Below are 15,900 nucleotides of genomic sequence, written 5' to 3'. Positions count from 1 at the left end.
AAATTAACAGATATTCTCCCTAAGGCTGCCGCTTCTTATCGTTCATATACCGTTCATGAACCCATGCTATAGTCCCTCTTGATAGCGAAAGTCGGAAGGTGGAGTGGACATGAAAAAATGGATAATTGGCGTTGGCGTTGTGCTTATAGCCGCAGCCGCGGGCACCGGCGGTTATTATTACTGGAACGGGCAGCAGTCGGAGGCGGAGACAGCTAATGCGAATTCGATCACGGCGCGGGCGACCAGGGGTGCAATCGAAGTGAAGGTAAGCGGTTCCGGTTCGGTTGCGGCGGATACGAGAGAGACTGTAGTGGCGGGACAGAACGGAACCATTGCAGAGCTTGGCTTCATGGTAGGCGACAAGGTAACGGCTGGACAGGTACTGGCTGTCTTTGAGCAAGAGGATGTCAGCGGCAAGATCGATCAGCTTACGCTGAACATCAAGAAACAACAGCTGCAGATGGATCAATATGAGACGCAATATAAGGAAGCGGCTTCCGCGGAGGAACCCAATGCCTCATCCCTTGCATCCATCGAGCTTAATATCGAGATGCTGAAGCTGGAGATGGCAACGAACGAGAAGGAGTTGTCCGAGCTTCGCGAGCAGCAGGAGGAGAAGCTGGAAGTGAAGGCTGCCGTCGACGGCACGGTGACAGCGAGCGAAATTGCCGTTGGTGACACCGTGCAAGCCAATACCGTTATTGCGGAAATTGTGAATTACGACACGCTCACCTTCAACGTGCAGGTGGATGAGCTGGACATGCCGCAAATTAGCGAAGGGCAAGGGGCGGAGGTGTATTTGAGCGCTTATCCGGACCAAACCTTCCAAGGCGACATTAAGGAATTAGCGCAAGAAGGATCCGTATCCGGCGGTGTGGCAGCATACGAGGTCTCGATAGCGTTAAAGGAGCATGAAGGTGTTCTTGCGGGAATGTCTGGCCAGGCGGACATGATTATTGCCTCGCGTGAGGATGTTATTGTCGTTCCTGTCGATGCGGTTGTCGAGTTGATGGGCAAAACGTATGTGCGCGTGCCCGAAGAAAGCAGCTCCAATGCTGACGCCGCAGAGGGAGAAGGAAGCACGGGTGCTGGCGAAGGAGCTGGCACTACGGGGCAAGCACAAGCGCCGGCGCAGGGACAAGCACCAGCGCAGGGACAAGGCGGTGGCAGACCGCAAGGCGGATTTGGAGCTAGCGGCGGTTTCCAAGGCGGCGGCCGCGGCGCGGCGCAAGGGGAGGCGGCTGCGACGCAGAACGGCCGAAGTCAGACCGCGACGCAAGAAGGAGCAGGAGCCGCGGGGCAAAGTAGCGGTCAGTCCTCAGGCGGCGCCGCCCCAGAAGGCGCAACAGGCGGCGGACAAGGCGCTATGGGTGCTGCCGGCGCAGACCGGATGAGTGCGATGGCGGAGAGGCTTGGACTGGGCGGGCAACTGAAGGAAGTAACCGTCGGCATTAGCGACGAAAACTATGTGGAGATCGTGTCGGGTCTCGCGGAGGGGGATACGGTGTTGTTGCCGCTGCCGCAAGGTACGGTGGGAGCGGCATCGGGCGCGCAGACAGAGATGGCGTTCCCTGGCGGCTTCGGCGGGACGGGTAATTTCGGAGGCGGCGGCTTCGGGGGAGGTCAAGGACAAGGCATGCGCGGAGCTATGACACAAGGCGGCGGTGCGCGATGATGGGCGGTAATAGAGCAAATAGAGCAAATAGAGAACCGCTTATCCACATTCAAGGGTTGTCCAAAAGCTATATGATGGGCAAAGAGAGCGTACAGGTGCTGGACAACGTGTCACTCCAGGTTATGCCCGGTGAATTCGTAGCGATTGTTGGTCCTTCGGGCTCCGGCAAATCTACGCTAATGAACGTCATCGGATGTCTGGATACGCCGACGGAAGGCAGCTATATGTTGGACGGCACCGAGGTGAAGGGCCTGAGCGACAATAAGCTGGCGACGATTCGTAATCGGAAGATCGGGTTCATCTTCCAATCGTTCCATCTGTTGCCGAAGCTCTCCGCAGCCGAGAATGTGGAGCTGCCGCTCGTCTATCGCGGCATGTCGTCCAAGGAGCGGCGCGAACGCTCAACCTTGGCTCTCCAGCAGGTTGGCTTGGCGGATCGGATGTACCACAAGCCGAGCGAGCTGTCGGGCGGTCAGCAGCAGCGCGTGGCGATCGCGCGGGCGCTGGCTGGTCATCCGCCGATTCTGCTCGCAGACGAGCCTACCGGCGCGCTCGATACGAAGACAGGCCATGAGGTGCTTGCCTTAATCGATCAGTTGAACGCGGAGGGTCATACGATCGTCCTGATTACACATGACAAGGAAGTCGCCAATCGCGCCTCCCGCACTGTCGTCATGAGGGACGGTCGTCTAACCGAAGAGGAAGGGGGAGCAAAGCATGAAGCTGTCTCAAGGCTTTCGGATGGCGTTCTCCAGCATCCTGTCGAACAAGCTTAGAACCATTCTGTCCATGCTTGGTATATTAATCGGGGTAGCAACCGTCATTGCGCTGGTCGCGATGGGCGAAGGCTCGTCGAGACAGGTGGAGGCGCAAGTATCCTCCCTTGGCACCAATATGTTGTCCGTGACGATTACCGGGCGTGGTACAGATACAACTATGTCGAAGGACGAAGCGTTGGCGCTTGCCGAAATCGAAGGGGTAGCTGGCGTCTCTCCTGTTGTAAGCTCTTCTGCATCTGCCAAATACGGCAAAACCAGCACAAACGTCACCGTAGACGGGATCACGCCCGAGTACGAATTTGTGCAGGACTTCAGTGTGCAGAGCGGGCGTTATATTACGGCCATGGACGAACGCAACAAAACGAGAGTGGCGCTAATTGGGGTGACAACGGCGGATGATCTGTTCGGGAACGATGATCCGATTGGTGGGATCGTGTTGATTAACGGCATGCGATTCACCATTGTTGGTCTTCTGGAGCCTAAGGGAAGCTCGCTTAGCGGCTCTAATGATGAGAAGCTGCTTATCCCGCTATCTGTAGCTCAGCGTATTTTCAATAGCGAAGGTGTTCGCTCCGTCTATCTCCAGACGACGGATATGGATGTTATGGACGCTGTGACGGCGAAGCTGGAGAATGAGCTGACGGAGCTGTTCCGCGGCGACACGGACAGCTATCGTATCTTTAACCAGCAGGACGCCATGGATACATTGAACGCGGTCAACGAAACGATGAACACGATGCTGGTCGGCGTTGCGGCGATCTCGCTTGTTGTAGGCGGCATCGGCATTATGAATATTATGCTCGTGTCGGTGACGGAGCGTACGCGCGAGATTGGCATTCGCAAGTCGCTTGGCGCGAAGCGCCGCGATGTCATGTTCCAATTCCTGATCGAATCGATGTCGATCAGCGCACTGGGAGGAGCGCTCGGCGTCGCGTTAGGATATGTAGCGGCAATCGTAATCGAGTATGCGATGGATTCGCCAACGGCTGTAGCTTCGGATATTGCGATTTATGCGTTTCTGTTCTCGGCTTGCGTCGGCATTATTTTCGGGCTTTTCCCGGCTTACAAAGCAGCGGGCTTAAAGCCGGTCGAAGCGCTTAGACACGATTAACCATTCTCTAATTCTATAGTTTAAGAGAAGACTTCCCCTTGCCAGCGGGAAGTCTTCTCTTTCTTTTTTTGCCTCCTCCGCGCGATTCTCTTAAGACTTAATAATGGCTCCAACCCTTTGCTATTTGGGCTTAGGACCTGCTTCTAGCATCTGGTTGAAGCGTGTTTTGATAAAAATGAAAGTAAATTCATTTTGATTCTACCCTACCAAATCGGCTCATAGAATGGAGTACAGGCGGGGAGGCTCTCTCATCCGCTTAACAAGGAGGAGGGCTGCGTTGAGAGCTGCGTGGCCGATTCGGAAGGAGCGTTGGAGGGCATCAAATTCAAAATAATAGACAAGCGCGGCAAGCAATGGTGGTATGTATTCGGGGTTGGCATTACGCTTGGCTGCGTCGTATTCGGAATGCGATTGCTCCTAGTGGATGCAAGCGCGAATGGCGGAACAACGAACAAGTTTGCGTCAGCTGATCGAATAAGCGAACAGGGGCTCGGCATGGTGAGCGACTCGCTATCCGGCAGTTCGATTGATGCGGATGACCCAATGTCGGAGAAACCCGGTACGATCGGAAACAATGGGGCAGGTCAGCTATTGCCGCAGACTCAGCATATAAGCGACAACCTGAAAGAACCACCTTCCATTACGGACAAGACTGACAAGCCCCCAGACCTAGAAGCGCAGGATAAGCCGGAAAGCAGCGTACAGGACAGTCCAGACGACAAGAGGGATGATTCGGCGCAAGCAGCAGCATCCGTAGGCCAGAGCGCGCTGGAGGGCGTGCATGTTCGCGTCTATCTGAGCGGTCAACGCAAGGTCGAGAAGGTGCCGATTGAAACCTATGTCATGGGCGTGCTTGCCGGCGAGATGCCGATCGACTTTGAACTGGAGGCGCTTAAGGCGCAAGCCATTGCGGCGCGTACATATATCGTGCGAAGGATGGCCTCGGGCGAGAACGACATGGCAAGCCGAGGAGCCGATGTCAGCGATACGATCCGGCATCAGGTGTATGTCTCGAAGAAGGAGCTGGCGAGTCGCTGGTCGGGCAAGGACAAGGCAGTCAATCTGGCGAAGCTCGAGCAAGCGATCAGAGAGACGCGCGGACTAATCGTCACGTACGAAGGTCAGCCCATTGAAGCAGCTTTCTTCTCGACTAGCAATGGGTTCACAGAAAATTCCGAGGATTATTGGTCGCTGGCGCTTCCCTATCTGAGGAGCGTCGCAAGTCCTTGGGACAAGGAGCTGTCGCCGCGTTACGAGCAAGAGCTGACGTTCAAAGTCTCGCAATTCTATTCGGCTATCGGTCTATCGGGCAAGAGCGCAAGCGCCAAGAAACCATCTATTAAAGTTTTGGACAAAAGCGATGGCAACCGGATTATGCTGCTTAGTATTAACGGTCGATCCTTCACCGGCAGAGAAGTGAGAGAGCGTCTGGGACTAGCTTCCTCCCAATTCAGCTGGAAGATTAGCAAAGGGTCAATTACGTTTACAACCTACGGACTCGGACATGGCGTTGGTATGAGCCAATGGGGAGCGAACGGGATCGCCAAGGATGGCGGCCGCGCGGAGGATATTCTCCTTCACTACTATACGGGGACGAAGGTTGAACAAGCCTCAAAGCTGCCGACGTGACAACTCTCCATTAGGATAACTAGATTACCGAGATTGTTCGGCGGTATAACGTACTTCATACAGCGAATGATAGGACAAGTATGGCGAATGACCGGGGTTTTCCTATTATCTCAAAAAAAGCTAGACCTCACGTATAAACCTAGTAGATCTGGCAACAATGGCTAGTGAGGTGATAGCAAATGAATGAACAAAATCAGAACAAAAACAAGCAAGAAACTCCCAAAAATAATCTGGGAGGCGCGTCTGCCGCAAACTCTAGCAGCGGACTGAGGAAGCTTTTCGCAAAGCGATGGGTTTCTCCAGCGATCTTCATGGCTGCGGCAGCAATTATCGTTACTCTAATGTGGATCTATCAGGGCGCAGGTGACACGGAACCTACAATGGGTCCGGACAACGGCACTGAAGTTTCGCAAGGTAACGAAAAGGATCCAGGTACAAGTGAAGAGATTGTAGATGTTATCGCAAGCGGTGAGAAAATGCAATGGCCGGTAGCCGATGCCAGTGCGCTTCAGAAAGAAACGCTTTATTATGATGAGAACGCGAGCGAAGCCGAGAAGGAAGCGGCGCTTATCCAGTACGACTCGACGTTCACGCCGCACACGGGTATTGATTTCGTTGACCCGAACGGCGCAGCATTCGATGTCATGGCGGCATTGTCGGGTACCGTAACGCAGGTGACTCAGCATCCGTATAACGGCAACGTTGTCGAGATCAGCCATGGCAATGGTCTTGTGACCGTGTACCAAAGCCTCTCGGACGTACAAGTCGAAGAGGGCGACGAGGTTGAGCAGAACACGATCATCGCGAAAGCGGGTCGCAGCGATCTGGAGCGCGATCATGGTATCCACCTCCACTTCGAGGCGCGTCAGAATGGTTCCCCAATTAATCCGAACGATTACATCGCCGAGTAACTTTCTCTAGGTAGAAAGTCACCCCGGAAGCGCGGCAGGCAAGGGATTTATCCCTTGCCTGCTTCTTTTTGTGCAAAAATATTCACTTTCAGGGCTTGTCACACTCGGACATAACGAATATATACCCACTCGACTCATATAATGTACCAAACTATCTCGAGTAGGGAGGCGGGAACGTGCACGATTACATCAAAGAGCGAACCATTAAAATAGGCCGCAGCATCGTGGAGACGAAACATACGGTGCGGACGATCGCGAAAGAGTTCGGCGTGTCCAAGAGTACGGTGCATAAGGATTTGACTGAACGGTTGCCCGAAATAAACCCGGACCTGGCCGACCAGGTGAAGCACATTCTCGAGTATCACAAGTCCATCAGGCATCTGCGGGGAGGGGAAGCGACCAAGATCAAATACAAAAAAACGAGCTCAAAGAAACGCGAGGTACTCGCAGCGGGAAAAGTCTGACCTTTCTGCGCAAAAAGGATTATTTTTCGCTCGGCATATAGAGGATTTTGGTCTATTTTGGCGAATAATGTACGTTAGGGGTTTTTCCTTGTGGGGGAAACCAAATGGAACGCCTTCGTACAAATTATTGGTTGGGGGACTTACACCTTATGCTGAGCAAGGATATCGGAATTGATCTTGGGACGGCTAACGTTTCCATTCACGTGAAGGGAAGAGGCATTGTGCTTGACGAGCCTTCTGTCGTCGCCATCGAAAGCGACACGAAGAAGGTGCTTGCAGTCGGCGAGGATGCGCACCGCATGGTCGGAAGAACGCCTGGCAACATTGTGGCGATTCGTCCGCTGCGAGACGGCGTCATCGCCGACTTTGAGATTACGGAAATTATGTTGAAGGCGTTTATTGACCGGGTCGACGGCCGGAAGTGGTTCAGCCGTCCCCGGATTTTGATCTGTGCGCCAACGAATATCACGTCGGTCGAGCAGAAGGCGATCAGGGAAGCGGCGGAGCGCAGCGGCGCGAAGGAAGTATACCTGGAGGAAGAACCTAAAGCAGCGGCCATCGGGGCCGGGATGGACATCTTCCAGCCGAGCGGCAACATGGTTGTGGACATCGGCGGAGGCACGACGGACATTGCGGTATTGTCCATGGGCGATATCGTGACGGCTTCGTCCATTAAGGTGGCGGGCGACAAGTTTGACGATGCCATCATGAAGTACATCAAGAACAAGTACAAGCTTCTGATCGGCGAGCGGACAAGCGAGGATATCAAGATCAAGATCGGAACGGTCTACGAGGCGGATCGAAATGATGAGATCGATATTCGCGGCCGTGATATGGTGTCCGGCTTGCCTCAGACCATCACTATTCGTTCGGGTGAAGTGCGTGAGGCATTGTGGGATTCCGTTATGTCGATCGTTACTTCAGCCAAGTACGTGCTCGAGCAGACGCCGCCGGAGCTGTCAGCGGATATCATCGATCGTGGTGTGATTCTGACTGGCGGCGGCGCGTTGCTCGGCGGAATTGACGCGTTGCTAGCGGATGAGCTGAAGGTGCCCGTCCTGATCGCCGAGAACCCGATGCATTGTGTTGTTAAGGGGACAGGCATTCTGCTCGATCACTTGGACAAGCTGAAGAAGTAGGTTGTGGATGCACGAGAGAAAAGCGGGTAAGGCAAGCCCGATTTCCATAGGTAGGACGCCTTAGGGGGGCGTGCCGAGGTGGAAGTTAAGTCTATGGTCCCAGGCCACGCTATTCAGCCGTGCCGATGAAGGGCCGATATATATAGAAGAAGAGTGCGTACAACGTGCAGTTCCTAGGAGGAGTACAGTGCTAAGAGGTCTATATACGGCAGCGTCTGGCATGATCGCGCAGCAACGCCGACACGATACGGTAACGAACAATATATCTAATATTAACACCCCGGGCTACAAACAGACGAACGCCGTGACGCGTTCATTCCCGGAGATGCTGCTTCAGATGACGGGCGTCGAGAACGCAGAGCGCACAGAGATTGGCCGGTGGACAAGCTCCGTATTTGCAGAGGAAAGTCTGTCTATTCATTTGCAAGGCGACTTGACGCAGACGAACCAAGCCTCTGACTTCGCGCTGATTTCCAACATCGAAGTAGCTGGCATGGCATTTGACGCTTCGGGCAAGTCGGTATCCGAAGACGGCGAGGTCGTGTTCCAGCCTCAGGCTTTCTTTACTGTGCAGGATCCAAGCGGAGAGGTTCGTTATACGCGCGGCGGCAAGTTCACCGTGACGGGTGACGGATTCCTGATGACTGGCGATGGCTCCTACGTGCTCGGCACGGATGGACAGCCGATCTCGCTGCCGCAGGGAGTAAGTCTCGACAGTCTGGTTCTTACGCAGGATCAACGCTTTATCGATGCTGCAGGCAATGACATCGGCGTGCAGATGCTCATCTCCCGCATCGAGAATCCGAATGATCTCATTCGTGAGGGTAATGGCAACTTCCGCTTCAAGGATAACGAAGGCGAAGTAATCGCCATCGCTGCCGGCGACCGGATCGAAGTTAGACAAGGTTACGTGGAGCGGTCCAACGTGGATGCGGCCCAAGCCTCGGTTGATCTGATGTCGGCGCTCCGTGCGTATGAAGCAAACCAAAAGGTGATTCAGTTCTACGATCAGAGCTTGCAGAAGGCGGCAAACGAGATTGGCCGCGTCTAGAGATCATGAGACCTTAAAGAGGAGTGACGCGGCATGAACGCTTCGATGATCAACGCTATGGTGTCGATGAATGCGCTCCAGCAGAAGCTGGACCTGCTATCGGACAATATCGCTAACGTTAACACAGTAGGGTACAAGAAGAAGGAAGCATCCTTCGAAGACCTGCTGACCAATATGAAGAATCAGCCAGACTCGATGAGTCAGCCGGGTCGTCTGACGCCGCTCGACTTCAACCAAGGATGGGGCGCGCGAGTCAACCTGATTCAACCCAACCTGACGCAAGGTCCGCTTAAGGCGACGGAGAGTCCGAGCGACATTGCGATCGAAGGCAATGCCTTGTTCGAAGTCGAAGTGGATGGCGCGGGTAATCGCGCGTACACGCGTAACGGAGCCTTCCAGTTGACGATGCGTGCAAACGGTGATACGATTTTGGCAACGGAAGACGGTTATCCTGTCGTGGCAAGCGTGCCTGACGGCAACGGTGGATTTGTGGATGGCAACATTGTGGTGCCTGAGGGCTACAGCATGCTCGTGAACGCGGATGGCACTGTACTCGGCGTGTCCTCTGGCGATACAATCGCGCTTGGCAGCATCAAGCTGCTGCAAGCTTCCCGGCCTGCGGCGCTGACGCCAGTTGCCGACAATCTATTCACGATCGCCGGCGGCATCAATGTTGATGATGTCGTACAAGAGATTGTGCCGACGATGGATAATCGGATCGCTCTGCGTCAAGGCTATCTAGAGCAGTCGAATGTGCAACTGACTGACGAGATGACAGAGCTAATCAATGTCCAGCGCGCTTATCAATTGGCAGCAAGAGCGTTATCGTCCAGCGATACGATGATGGGTATTGCAAACACGATGCGCGCGTAGGATGGAATGAAGGTGATAGTATGGTCGACGAGCGAAGGGATTCGAGTCGTACCGAATTGGAAAGCAGGCCAACTGGCGGAGTCAGAGCAGGCGGAGCAACGTCTGAGCTGAGATCGGCAGGCGGCGGCTTGTCTCGCATGGAGCGGCATGGCGGGGGTTCCTCCGCACCTGTGGCTGCCAAGTCAAAAGTAGTTCCAAGCAAGACAGCCAAGCTGACATTCGAGAAGAAACCCGAAAAGCCCGTAGAAGCCGATGATGCTTTGGAGACGAACGAAGATGTCGAGGAGCGCGAGTATCCCAAGTGGGCGACCGTGTCATTCTGGCTGTTCCGCAAAAGTATCGTACCTGTCGTGATGATCGTCATGTTAGCGGCGGGGTTATATGTTGGATACGTGATTATGGGCAAGGCTCCTGAGGACGAAGTGTTCGACTGGGCGACCTGGCAGCATCTTTACGATCTCGTATTCGCGGAATCTTAATCGGTTATCAATCTAATCATTCAGGCGATTGCCTATTTTTAGTCCTCCATTATCGGGGGGCTTTTTTCAATTTCAATTTTTAAGAATCTATAAGCTATGATCGAAAAATCGATTACATGGAGCCGTGCCGTCATGCGAATGATGTAAACCGTACAGTAAAATTTTCCGATTAGCAGCTCTTTGGATTGATTGATGTATTTGATACAGGAAAAATAGGGATATGAAGGGGGAATAAGAAAGGACAACGGAGAATTGATGTACAAGTGCAGGAATACTCGTATTTTCGAGGTTTGAGGGTAGGAAATGCTGTATGAAATGCAGGATTGATCATTGATGTCTCTAGACGCGGCCGAGGGGAATTCGAGTGTCCTGCTGGCGATCAAAGTGGGGTGAAGAGCTAGCCTTGAGGGATTGTCTGAATCCCTCAAGGCTAGCTCTTGCAGTATGATTGGTGTGAATGGTTACGATTAGTTAGCTTCCTTTGGAGCGCTCGACTTCCGAATGAAGAAGGAAAGGACAAGCGCCACGATCGCGAAAATCATGCCAAGTTGGAAAGCATCATGGATGCCGGCGTTAAGCGCAAGCGGTGCATCGGCAAGCGGGTCAGTGGACGACTTCAGGTAGTCCTTCGTTCCCGAAGACATCACGCTGACGAAGAATGCGATACCGAGTGCGCCAGCAACTTGCTGCAACGTGTTCATGATCGCTGTACCATGCGGGTAGTATTGACGAGTCAGCTGATTCAGACCGTTGGTCTGTGCAGGCATCATGATCATGGACATGGCAATGCTCATCGCGCAGTGAAGCAATACGATTGTAGATGTGCTCGTATCGAGTGTAATTTTCGTAAACAGATACATCACGACTACAAGGATTGCACTGCCCGGAATAACGAGCACACGCGGACCGAACTTATCGAACAGCTTACCCGTTACAGGTGACAAGAAACCGTTCAGGATACCGCCTGGCAGCAACACAAGCCCAGCTGCGAAAGCCGTCATGCCCATACCTTGCTGCATCAGAATAGGCAGCAGCATCAATGTGGAGAACAACGACATCATGACGATAATGACTTGCACAGTCGCAAAGGAGAACATTGGCGCCTTAAAGGCGCGCAGATCCAATATCGGCGACGAGGATACGAGCTGACGCCAGATGAACAAGGCAAGCGCAATGCCGCCGGCTGTAACGAATGCGTAGACGCGCGGGTTGGCCCAGCCGTTCTCGACTTCGCCTAAACTGCTAAAGCCGTAGACGATGCCGCCGAAAGCAATGGTGGAGAGCAGAATAGACAGAATATCGACGCGTGGTTTGGTCACGTCTGTTACGTTCTTAAGGAAGATGAACGCGAACACAACCGCAAAGATTGCGAAAGGAAGCACGAGGTAGAACAACCATCTCCAGGACAGCGACTCCAGAATCAAGCCGGACAATGTTGGTCCGATCGCTGGCGCGAACATGATAACGAGACCGATACTGCCCATTGCCGCGCCGCGTTTCTCAGGCGGATACAGGACAAGGATCGTGTTCATCATAACCGGAAGCATAAGTCCCGTGCCGAAGGCTTGGATGATACGTCCGCCAAGGAGGAACGAAAACCCTGGCGCAGCGGCGCAGACGAGTGTGCCAATGGAGAATAGAATCATGGCACCTAGGAACATTTGTCTTGTCGTAAACCATTGAACAAGCAAGGCAGAAGCCGGAATCAGGATAGCCACAACAAGCATGTAGCTTGTGGACAACCATTGAATAGTTGTATAGGCGATTTCGAATTCCTTCTGAAGATCAACAAACGCGATGTTCAATAATGTTTCATTCAGTATGGAGAAGAATGCGCCGATGATGAGTGAGATCAGTATCGGCAATCGTTTGATATTGCCCAGATCGATCGATCCGGGACTTGGTGCGGCTGATGCGCTTTGCATGGATGATGCCCTCCGTATCCGTATAAAAAATATGATCTGTGTTTATTATAGCCTTAGCGATCCTTCGCGATTCCATGCAAAAGAAGCTGGATGGCGGCACGATAAAGTTCGAGCGCCTCCCATGGATCCATACCGTTTGTTGTTTCTCCAATACCTCGCAGCATACCTTCAAATACAATGCTGTATTGCTGGGCGCTTCCTGCACGGAACTCCCCATTCGCGATACCGTCTTCAAACAGCTCCTCGTAGAACTGGCGATTTTTCGCAATTTTTGCCGCTATAACTTCGCAGACGACTTCGGATGCTTTTGCGTTATCGGCCATGAATTCACAAGTTGCTTTTTGCAGAGGGTGGGCAAGCCCATGTCTGATCGAAAATTCGATGACACCAAACAACTGCTCCGTAATTGTAGGGTAGTTCGAGCGTTGCTCCGACCACATCTCGTACCACTGCTTCTCGTGAAGGGCTGCGATGTGGAGAAACAACTCTTCCTTGCTCTTGAAGTGGTAATAAATATTGGCTTTACTGCATGACGAAGCGGCAGCCATCTCTTCGACCGAAGCGGAGTTATATCCCTTCTTGGCGAACAGTTCGCATGCGACTTCTAGAATACGTTGTTTGGTATCCTCACTTTGCTGTTGTTTTTTGTTCAAATTTCACCTCATTTTCCGTGTGTAAATTGGGGCCGACACACTTTACTGAACGCTAAGTCAGTATTCTATCACGAGAGATGTTTTTAGGCAACGGTCTTGGGGCTGAAGAGAGATGGATTTGTTTTCATTTTCGGAGAGGTAGTTTATAATAGTTGGGAACCAGGGTAGACCATGTACGGATAATTCGCCGGGAGCGTGATGAGCCTGAATCTGCCGAATGTATTGACGTCACTGCGTTTCGTCTTAATTCCTGTTTATATTGGAATTTTCGTTAGCGGTCACATGATTCCTGCGTTTCTCGTTGTGGTTGCCGCCGGAGTTACGGATGTGCTGGATGGCCATATCGCCAGAAGATATGGGCAAGTCACTCCCACAGGCGAGATGCTCGATCCGCTTGCCGATAAGTTGATGTTATTCACCGTTATCGTATCACTGCTCGTATCGGGACATATTTCCTGGTGGGCGGCTGGTGCGATGTTTCTGCGTGATATCGGGATGATAGTCGGAGGTTTGGTCGCACATTTCCGCAAGAAGAGAAACGTCCCGGCCAATTGGATGGGCAAGCTAACGACGGTCATGTTTTATGCGGCGATCATGTTCATTTTCTTCGAGGCTCCGTTTGCGGACGAATATCTGTGGGTTGTGATCACGTTTTCGTTCATTACAACATTTGTTTACATGGCTTCGTACCGTTCGCTTAATGCGTCTGAGTCAGAATCGCCGTCTATGTAACGAAAGCTGGCGAGTTAGCCTAAGGTGATCGATGAGTTAAGGCAGATTGTCATACATATTAATGATAGGATCAGCGTTATCTAAGCTGTAAGGGCAGAAAGAGGCTTGGCTTCCGAACGCTTCAGGTTCGATTGCCAAGCCCCCTTATCTTAACCTTGGCGAACTGCAGTTTCGCGAAGGATATCTACAGTGTTCCTGTATTACTAAGATTTTATAAGTGAAACCTTAAATTGTGGACTGAGATTGTTTGTTATGAACGAATGTATACCTGAGAGGAGATTTAAGAATGCTCGATATTAACCAAATTCAAGAGATTATACCGCACCGCCCTCCGTTCCTGCTCGTTGATCGAATCCTGGAGGTGGAGCCGGGCGTCAGAGCCGTGGGCATCAAAAATGTGACGATGAATGAGCCTCATTTTGTCGGTCATTTCCCTGGATATCCAGTAATGCCGGGCGTGCTTATCGTCGAGGCGCTTGCGCAAGTGGGCAGTGTAGCGATGCTGATGGTTGAGGCGAACAAAGGCAAGCTGGGTTTCTTTGCGGGCATTGACGGATTCCGTTTCCGTGATCAAGTTAAGCCGGGCGATACACTAACGTTAGAGGTGCAAATTACACGTCTCAAAGGACCTATCGGCAAAGGACAAGCTACCGCGAAGGTTGGCGACAAGGTTGTAGCGGAAGGCGAATTGATGTTTGCTCTGTCGGAACGGGCGTAGACCATAGAAATAAAATAAAGAGTAGCGGGAGAGATCTGCATGAAAACCAATCAGGAAATCAACGAACAATACCAAGCATGGCTGGCTGATGCGATGATCGACGCGGAAACGAAGGCTGAGCTTGCCGCGCTTGATGGACAAGAGAAGGAAATCGCGGATCGTTTCTATCGCAATTTGGAGTTCGGCACAGGTGGTTTGCGCGGCGTTATTGGCGCAGGCACGAACCGAATGAATATCTATACGGTTGGCAAAGCGACGCAAGGTTTCGCGAATTGGCTGCAGGGGCAGCATGAATCGCCGTCTGTCGTTATCGCTCATGATTCTCGCCGGATGTCACCGGAATTCTCGTTAGGTGCTGCGCTTGTGCTTGCGGCCAACGGCATCAAGACGTACCTGTTCCGCTCGCTTCGCTCGACGCCGCAGCTGTCCTATTCGGTTAGATCGCTTGGCGCAACAGGCGGTATCGTTATCACTGCGAGTCATAATCCACCCGAATATAACGGGTACAAGGCATACGGCTCTGACGGTTGTCAGCTGATCCCCGAGGATGCGGAGCAAGTCATTGCGGCGATCGCGGGCATCGAGAGCTTGGGTGATGTAAAGCGATTGACGCAAGAGGAGGCCGAAGCTAAAGATCTGCTCGTATGGCTAGGTGAGGAAGCGGATCGCAGCTACATCGATACGGTTGTTGGCGAAAGTTTGAATCGTGAGCTTCTTCAAGGCGAGCTAGGCGAGAAATTTAATGTTGTGTTCACCCCGCTGCACGGAACAGGCAATGTGCCTGTCCGCGAGGTGCTGAAAGGCGCAGGCTTCCGCAACGTACATATCGTGGCCGAGCAAGAGCAGCCTGATGGCAATTTCAGTACGGTGAAGTCACCGAATCCCGAGGAGCGCGAAGCGTTCACGCTTGCCATTGAGCTGGCGAAGAAGGTTGGCGCGGATATCATTATCGGCACTGATCCTGACGCGGACCGGATGGGCGCCGTTGTGAAGAACAATAATGGAGAATATGTCGTACTGACAGGCAATCAATCCGGTGCGATCATGGTTTATTATAAGCTGAGTCTGCTCCGTGAACGTGGTCTGCTGCCGGATAACGGCGTTGTGATCAAAACGATCGTGACAAGCGAGATGGGCGCGGATATTGCTCAATCCTTTGGCGTGGAAGTAGAGAATACATTGACTGGCTTCAAATATATCGGGGAGAAAATGACCCGTTACGAAGGGACGGGCGAACGCGCCTTCCTATTCGGATATGAAGAAAGTTACGGCTATCTGGGCGGCACATACGCGCGCGACAAGGATGCGATCGTTGCTTCTCTGCTCATCTGCGAGGCAGCCGCTTACTACAGCAGTCAAGGCAAGACATTGTATGATGTTCTGCTGGAGCTGTACGCCCAGTATGGCAGTTATCTCGAAGGGCTCGAATCCAGAACGCTTAAGGGCATCGACGGCGTGCAGCAGATTGGCGCGATCATGAGCGATTGGCGCAACAATCCGCCTGCCGAGATCGGCGGCATCAAGGTGACGAACGTGCTGGATTATAGCACCGGTCTAGATGGATTGCGTCCTGAGAACGTGTTGAAGTATCTTTGCGCGGACGGATCATGGTTCTGCTTGAGACCTTCGGGCACGGAGCCGAAGATCAAGGTTTATTTTGCAGTGAAGCAGGAAAGTCCGGAAGCGGCCGTGGCATCGCTCCAGAACATAAAGGTAGCCGTAATGTCCCGTGTAGACGGAGCACAATAAATAGGCAGCAAG

15 protein-coding genes are annotated in these 15,900 nt (G+C 52.7%); 13 read left to right on the top strand and 2 right to left on the bottom strand.

The window, feature by feature from the left end; all coding sequences use genetic code 11:
- The first annotated feature begins 109 nt into the window (after window positions 1–109).
- The 10 genes from ACX1C1_RS05475 (at window position 110) to ACX1C1_RS05430 (ending at window position 10,111) form a co-directional block, all read left to right on the top strand.
- Complete coding sequence (locus tag ACX1C1_RS05475) at window positions 110–1,675, top strand: efflux RND transporter periplasmic adaptor subunit (protein ID WP_458956122.1); 1,566 nt, start codon at window positions 110–112, stop codon at window positions 1,673–1,675.
- Window positions 1,675–2,451, top strand: a complete 777-nt coding sequence (locus tag ACX1C1_RS05470) for an ABC transporter ATP-binding protein (RefSeq protein WP_458957600.1) — start codon at window positions 1,675–1,677, stop codon at window positions 2,449–2,451. The genes ACX1C1_RS05475 and ACX1C1_RS05470 overlap by 1 nt, the downstream gene beginning before the upstream one ends.
- Complete coding sequence (locus ACX1C1_RS05465) at window positions 2,393–3,565, top strand: ABC transporter permease (RefSeq protein ID WP_458956121.1); 1,173 nt, start codon at window positions 2,393–2,395, stop codon at window positions 3,563–3,565. Before ACX1C1_RS05470 ends, ACX1C1_RS05465 begins: the two co-directional genes overlap by 59 nt.
- 288 nt (window positions 3,566–3,853) lie before the next feature.
- Window positions 3,854–5,194 carry a stage II sporulation protein D gene (gene spoIID, locus ACX1C1_RS05460; RefSeq protein ID WP_458956120.1) on the top strand — a complete coding sequence of 447 codons (1,341 nt, stop codon included), beginning with the start codon at window positions 3,854–3,856 and terminating at the stop codon, window positions 5,192–5,194.
- A gap of 179 nt (window positions 5,195–5,373) precedes the next feature.
- On the top strand, window positions 5,374–6,105 hold the full coding sequence (locus ACX1C1_RS05455) for a peptidoglycan DD-metalloendopeptidase family protein (protein WP_458956119.1): 732 nt from the start codon (window positions 5,374–5,376) through the stop codon (window positions 6,103–6,105).
- A 176-nt stretch (window positions 6,106–6,281) separates the two neighbouring features.
- Window positions 6,282–6,569: a sporulation transcriptional regulator SpoIIID gene (gene spoIIID / locus ACX1C1_RS05450; protein ID WP_458956118.1), complete on the top strand. Its 288-nt coding sequence runs from the start codon at window positions 6,282–6,284 to the stop codon at window positions 6,567–6,569.
- A gap of 149 nt (window positions 6,570–6,718) precedes the next feature.
- A complete protein-coding gene (gene mreB / locus ACX1C1_RS05445) occupies window positions 6,719–7,708 on the top strand; it encodes a rod shape-determining protein MreB (RefSeq protein WP_458956117.1) in 990 nt (329 codons plus the stop codon).
- A 187-nt stretch (window positions 7,709–7,895) separates the two neighbouring features.
- Window positions 7,896–8,759 (top strand): flagellar hook-basal body protein, encoded by an 864-nt coding sequence (locus ACX1C1_RS05440; RefSeq protein ID WP_458956116.1) that lies wholly within the window; start codon window positions 7,896–7,898, stop codon window positions 8,757–8,759.
- Window positions 8,760–8,792: 33 nt separating this feature from the next.
- Window positions 8,793–9,632, top strand: coding sequence for a flagellar hook-basal body protein (locus ACX1C1_RS05435; protein ID WP_458956115.1), 840 nt, complete (start codon window positions 8,793–8,795; stop codon window positions 9,630–9,632).
- Window positions 9,633–9,652: 20 nt separating this feature from the next.
- Window positions 9,653–10,111, top strand: a complete 459-nt coding sequence (locus ACX1C1_RS05430; protein ID WP_458956114.1) for a DNA-directed RNA polymerase subunit beta — start codon at window positions 9,653–9,655, stop codon at window positions 10,109–10,111.
- Window positions 10,112–10,578: 467 nt separating this feature from the next.
- Here ACX1C1_RS05430 and ACX1C1_RS05425 read toward each other — a convergent pair whose 3' ends face one another.
- Window positions 10,579–12,036 carry an MDR family MFS transporter gene (locus tag ACX1C1_RS05425; protein WP_458956113.1) on the bottom strand — a complete coding sequence of 486 codons (1,458 nt, stop codon included), beginning with the start codon at window positions 12,034–12,036 and terminating at the stop codon, window positions 10,579–10,581.
- 53 nt (window positions 12,037–12,089) lie between these two features.
- A complete protein-coding gene (locus ACX1C1_RS05420; RefSeq protein ID WP_458956112.1) occupies window positions 12,090–12,689 on the bottom strand; it encodes a TetR/AcrR family transcriptional regulator in 600 nt (199 codons plus the stop codon).
- Window positions 12,690–12,893: 204 nt separating this feature from the next.
- Here ACX1C1_RS05420 and ACX1C1_RS05415 point away from each other — a divergent pair, with 204 nt between their 5' ends.
- The 3 genes from ACX1C1_RS05415 to ACX1C1_RS05405 all read left to right on the top strand — a co-directional run bounded on the left by ACX1C1_RS05415 (window position 12,894) and on the right by ACX1C1_RS05405 (window position 15,888).
- Window positions 12,894–13,421, top strand: coding sequence for a CDP-alcohol phosphatidyltransferase family protein (locus ACX1C1_RS05415; RefSeq protein ID WP_458957599.1), 528 nt, complete (start codon window positions 12,894–12,896; stop codon window positions 13,419–13,421).
- A gap of 286 nt (window positions 13,422–13,707) precedes the next feature.
- Window positions 13,708–14,139: a 3-hydroxyacyl-ACP dehydratase FabZ gene (fabZ, locus tag ACX1C1_RS05410; protein WP_458956111.1), complete on the top strand. Its 432-nt coding sequence runs from the start codon at window positions 13,708–13,710 to the stop codon at window positions 14,137–14,139.
- 39 nt (window positions 14,140–14,178) lie between these two features.
- The gene (locus ACX1C1_RS05405) at window positions 14,179–15,888 is read left to right on the top strand and encodes a phospho-sugar mutase (RefSeq protein ID WP_458956110.1); all 1,710 of its coding nucleotides are present in this window, start codon (window positions 14,179–14,181) and stop codon (window positions 15,886–15,888) included.
- The last annotated feature ends 12 nt before the right edge of the window (window positions 15,889–15,900 follow it).

This window comes from Paenibacillus sp. strain BS8-2 (assembly GCF_054483835.1).
Note: the sequence above shows the minus strand (reverse complement) of the source record. Positions and strands in the feature narration are given on the sequence as shown.

Bases quoted from the DNA above. Each gene is read 5' to 3' on its own strand.
- mreB (WP_458956117.1), top strand. From the start codon at position 6,719: ATGCTGAGCAAGGATATCGGAATTGATCTTGGGACGGCTAACGTTTCC.
- ACX1C1_RS05425 (WP_458956113.1), bottom strand. From the start codon at position 12,036: ATGCAAAGCGCATCAGCCGCACCAAGTCCCGGATCGATCGATCTGGGC.
- ACX1C1_RS05470 (WP_458957600.1), top strand. From the start codon at position 1,675: ATGGGCGGTAATAGAGCAAATAGAGCAAATAGAGAACCGCTTATCCAC.
- ACX1C1_RS05430 (WP_458956114.1), top strand. From the start codon at position 9,653: ATGGTCGACGAGCGAAGGGATTCGAGTCGTACCGAATTGGAAAGCAGG.
- ACX1C1_RS05435 (WP_458956115.1), top strand. From the start codon at position 8,793: ATGAACGCTTCGATGATCAACGCTATGGTGTCGATGAATGCGCTCCAG.
- ACX1C1_RS05465 (WP_458956121.1), top strand. From the start codon at position 2,393: ATGAAGCTGTCTCAAGGCTTTCGGATGGCGTTCTCCAGCATCCTGTCG.
- ACX1C1_RS05405 (WP_458956110.1), top strand. From the start codon at position 14,179: ATGAAAACCAATCAGGAAATCAACGAACAATACCAAGCATGGCTGGCT.
- fabZ (WP_458956111.1), top strand. From the start codon at position 13,708: ATGCTCGATATTAACCAAATTCAAGAGATTATACCGCACCGCCCTCCG.
- ACX1C1_RS05475 (WP_458956122.1), top strand. From the start codon at position 110: ATGAAAAAATGGATAATTGGCGTTGGCGTTGTGCTTATAGCCGCAGCC.
- ACX1C1_RS05455 (WP_458956119.1), top strand. From the start codon at position 5,374: ATGAATGAACAAAATCAGAACAAAAACAAGCAAGAAACTCCCAAAAAT.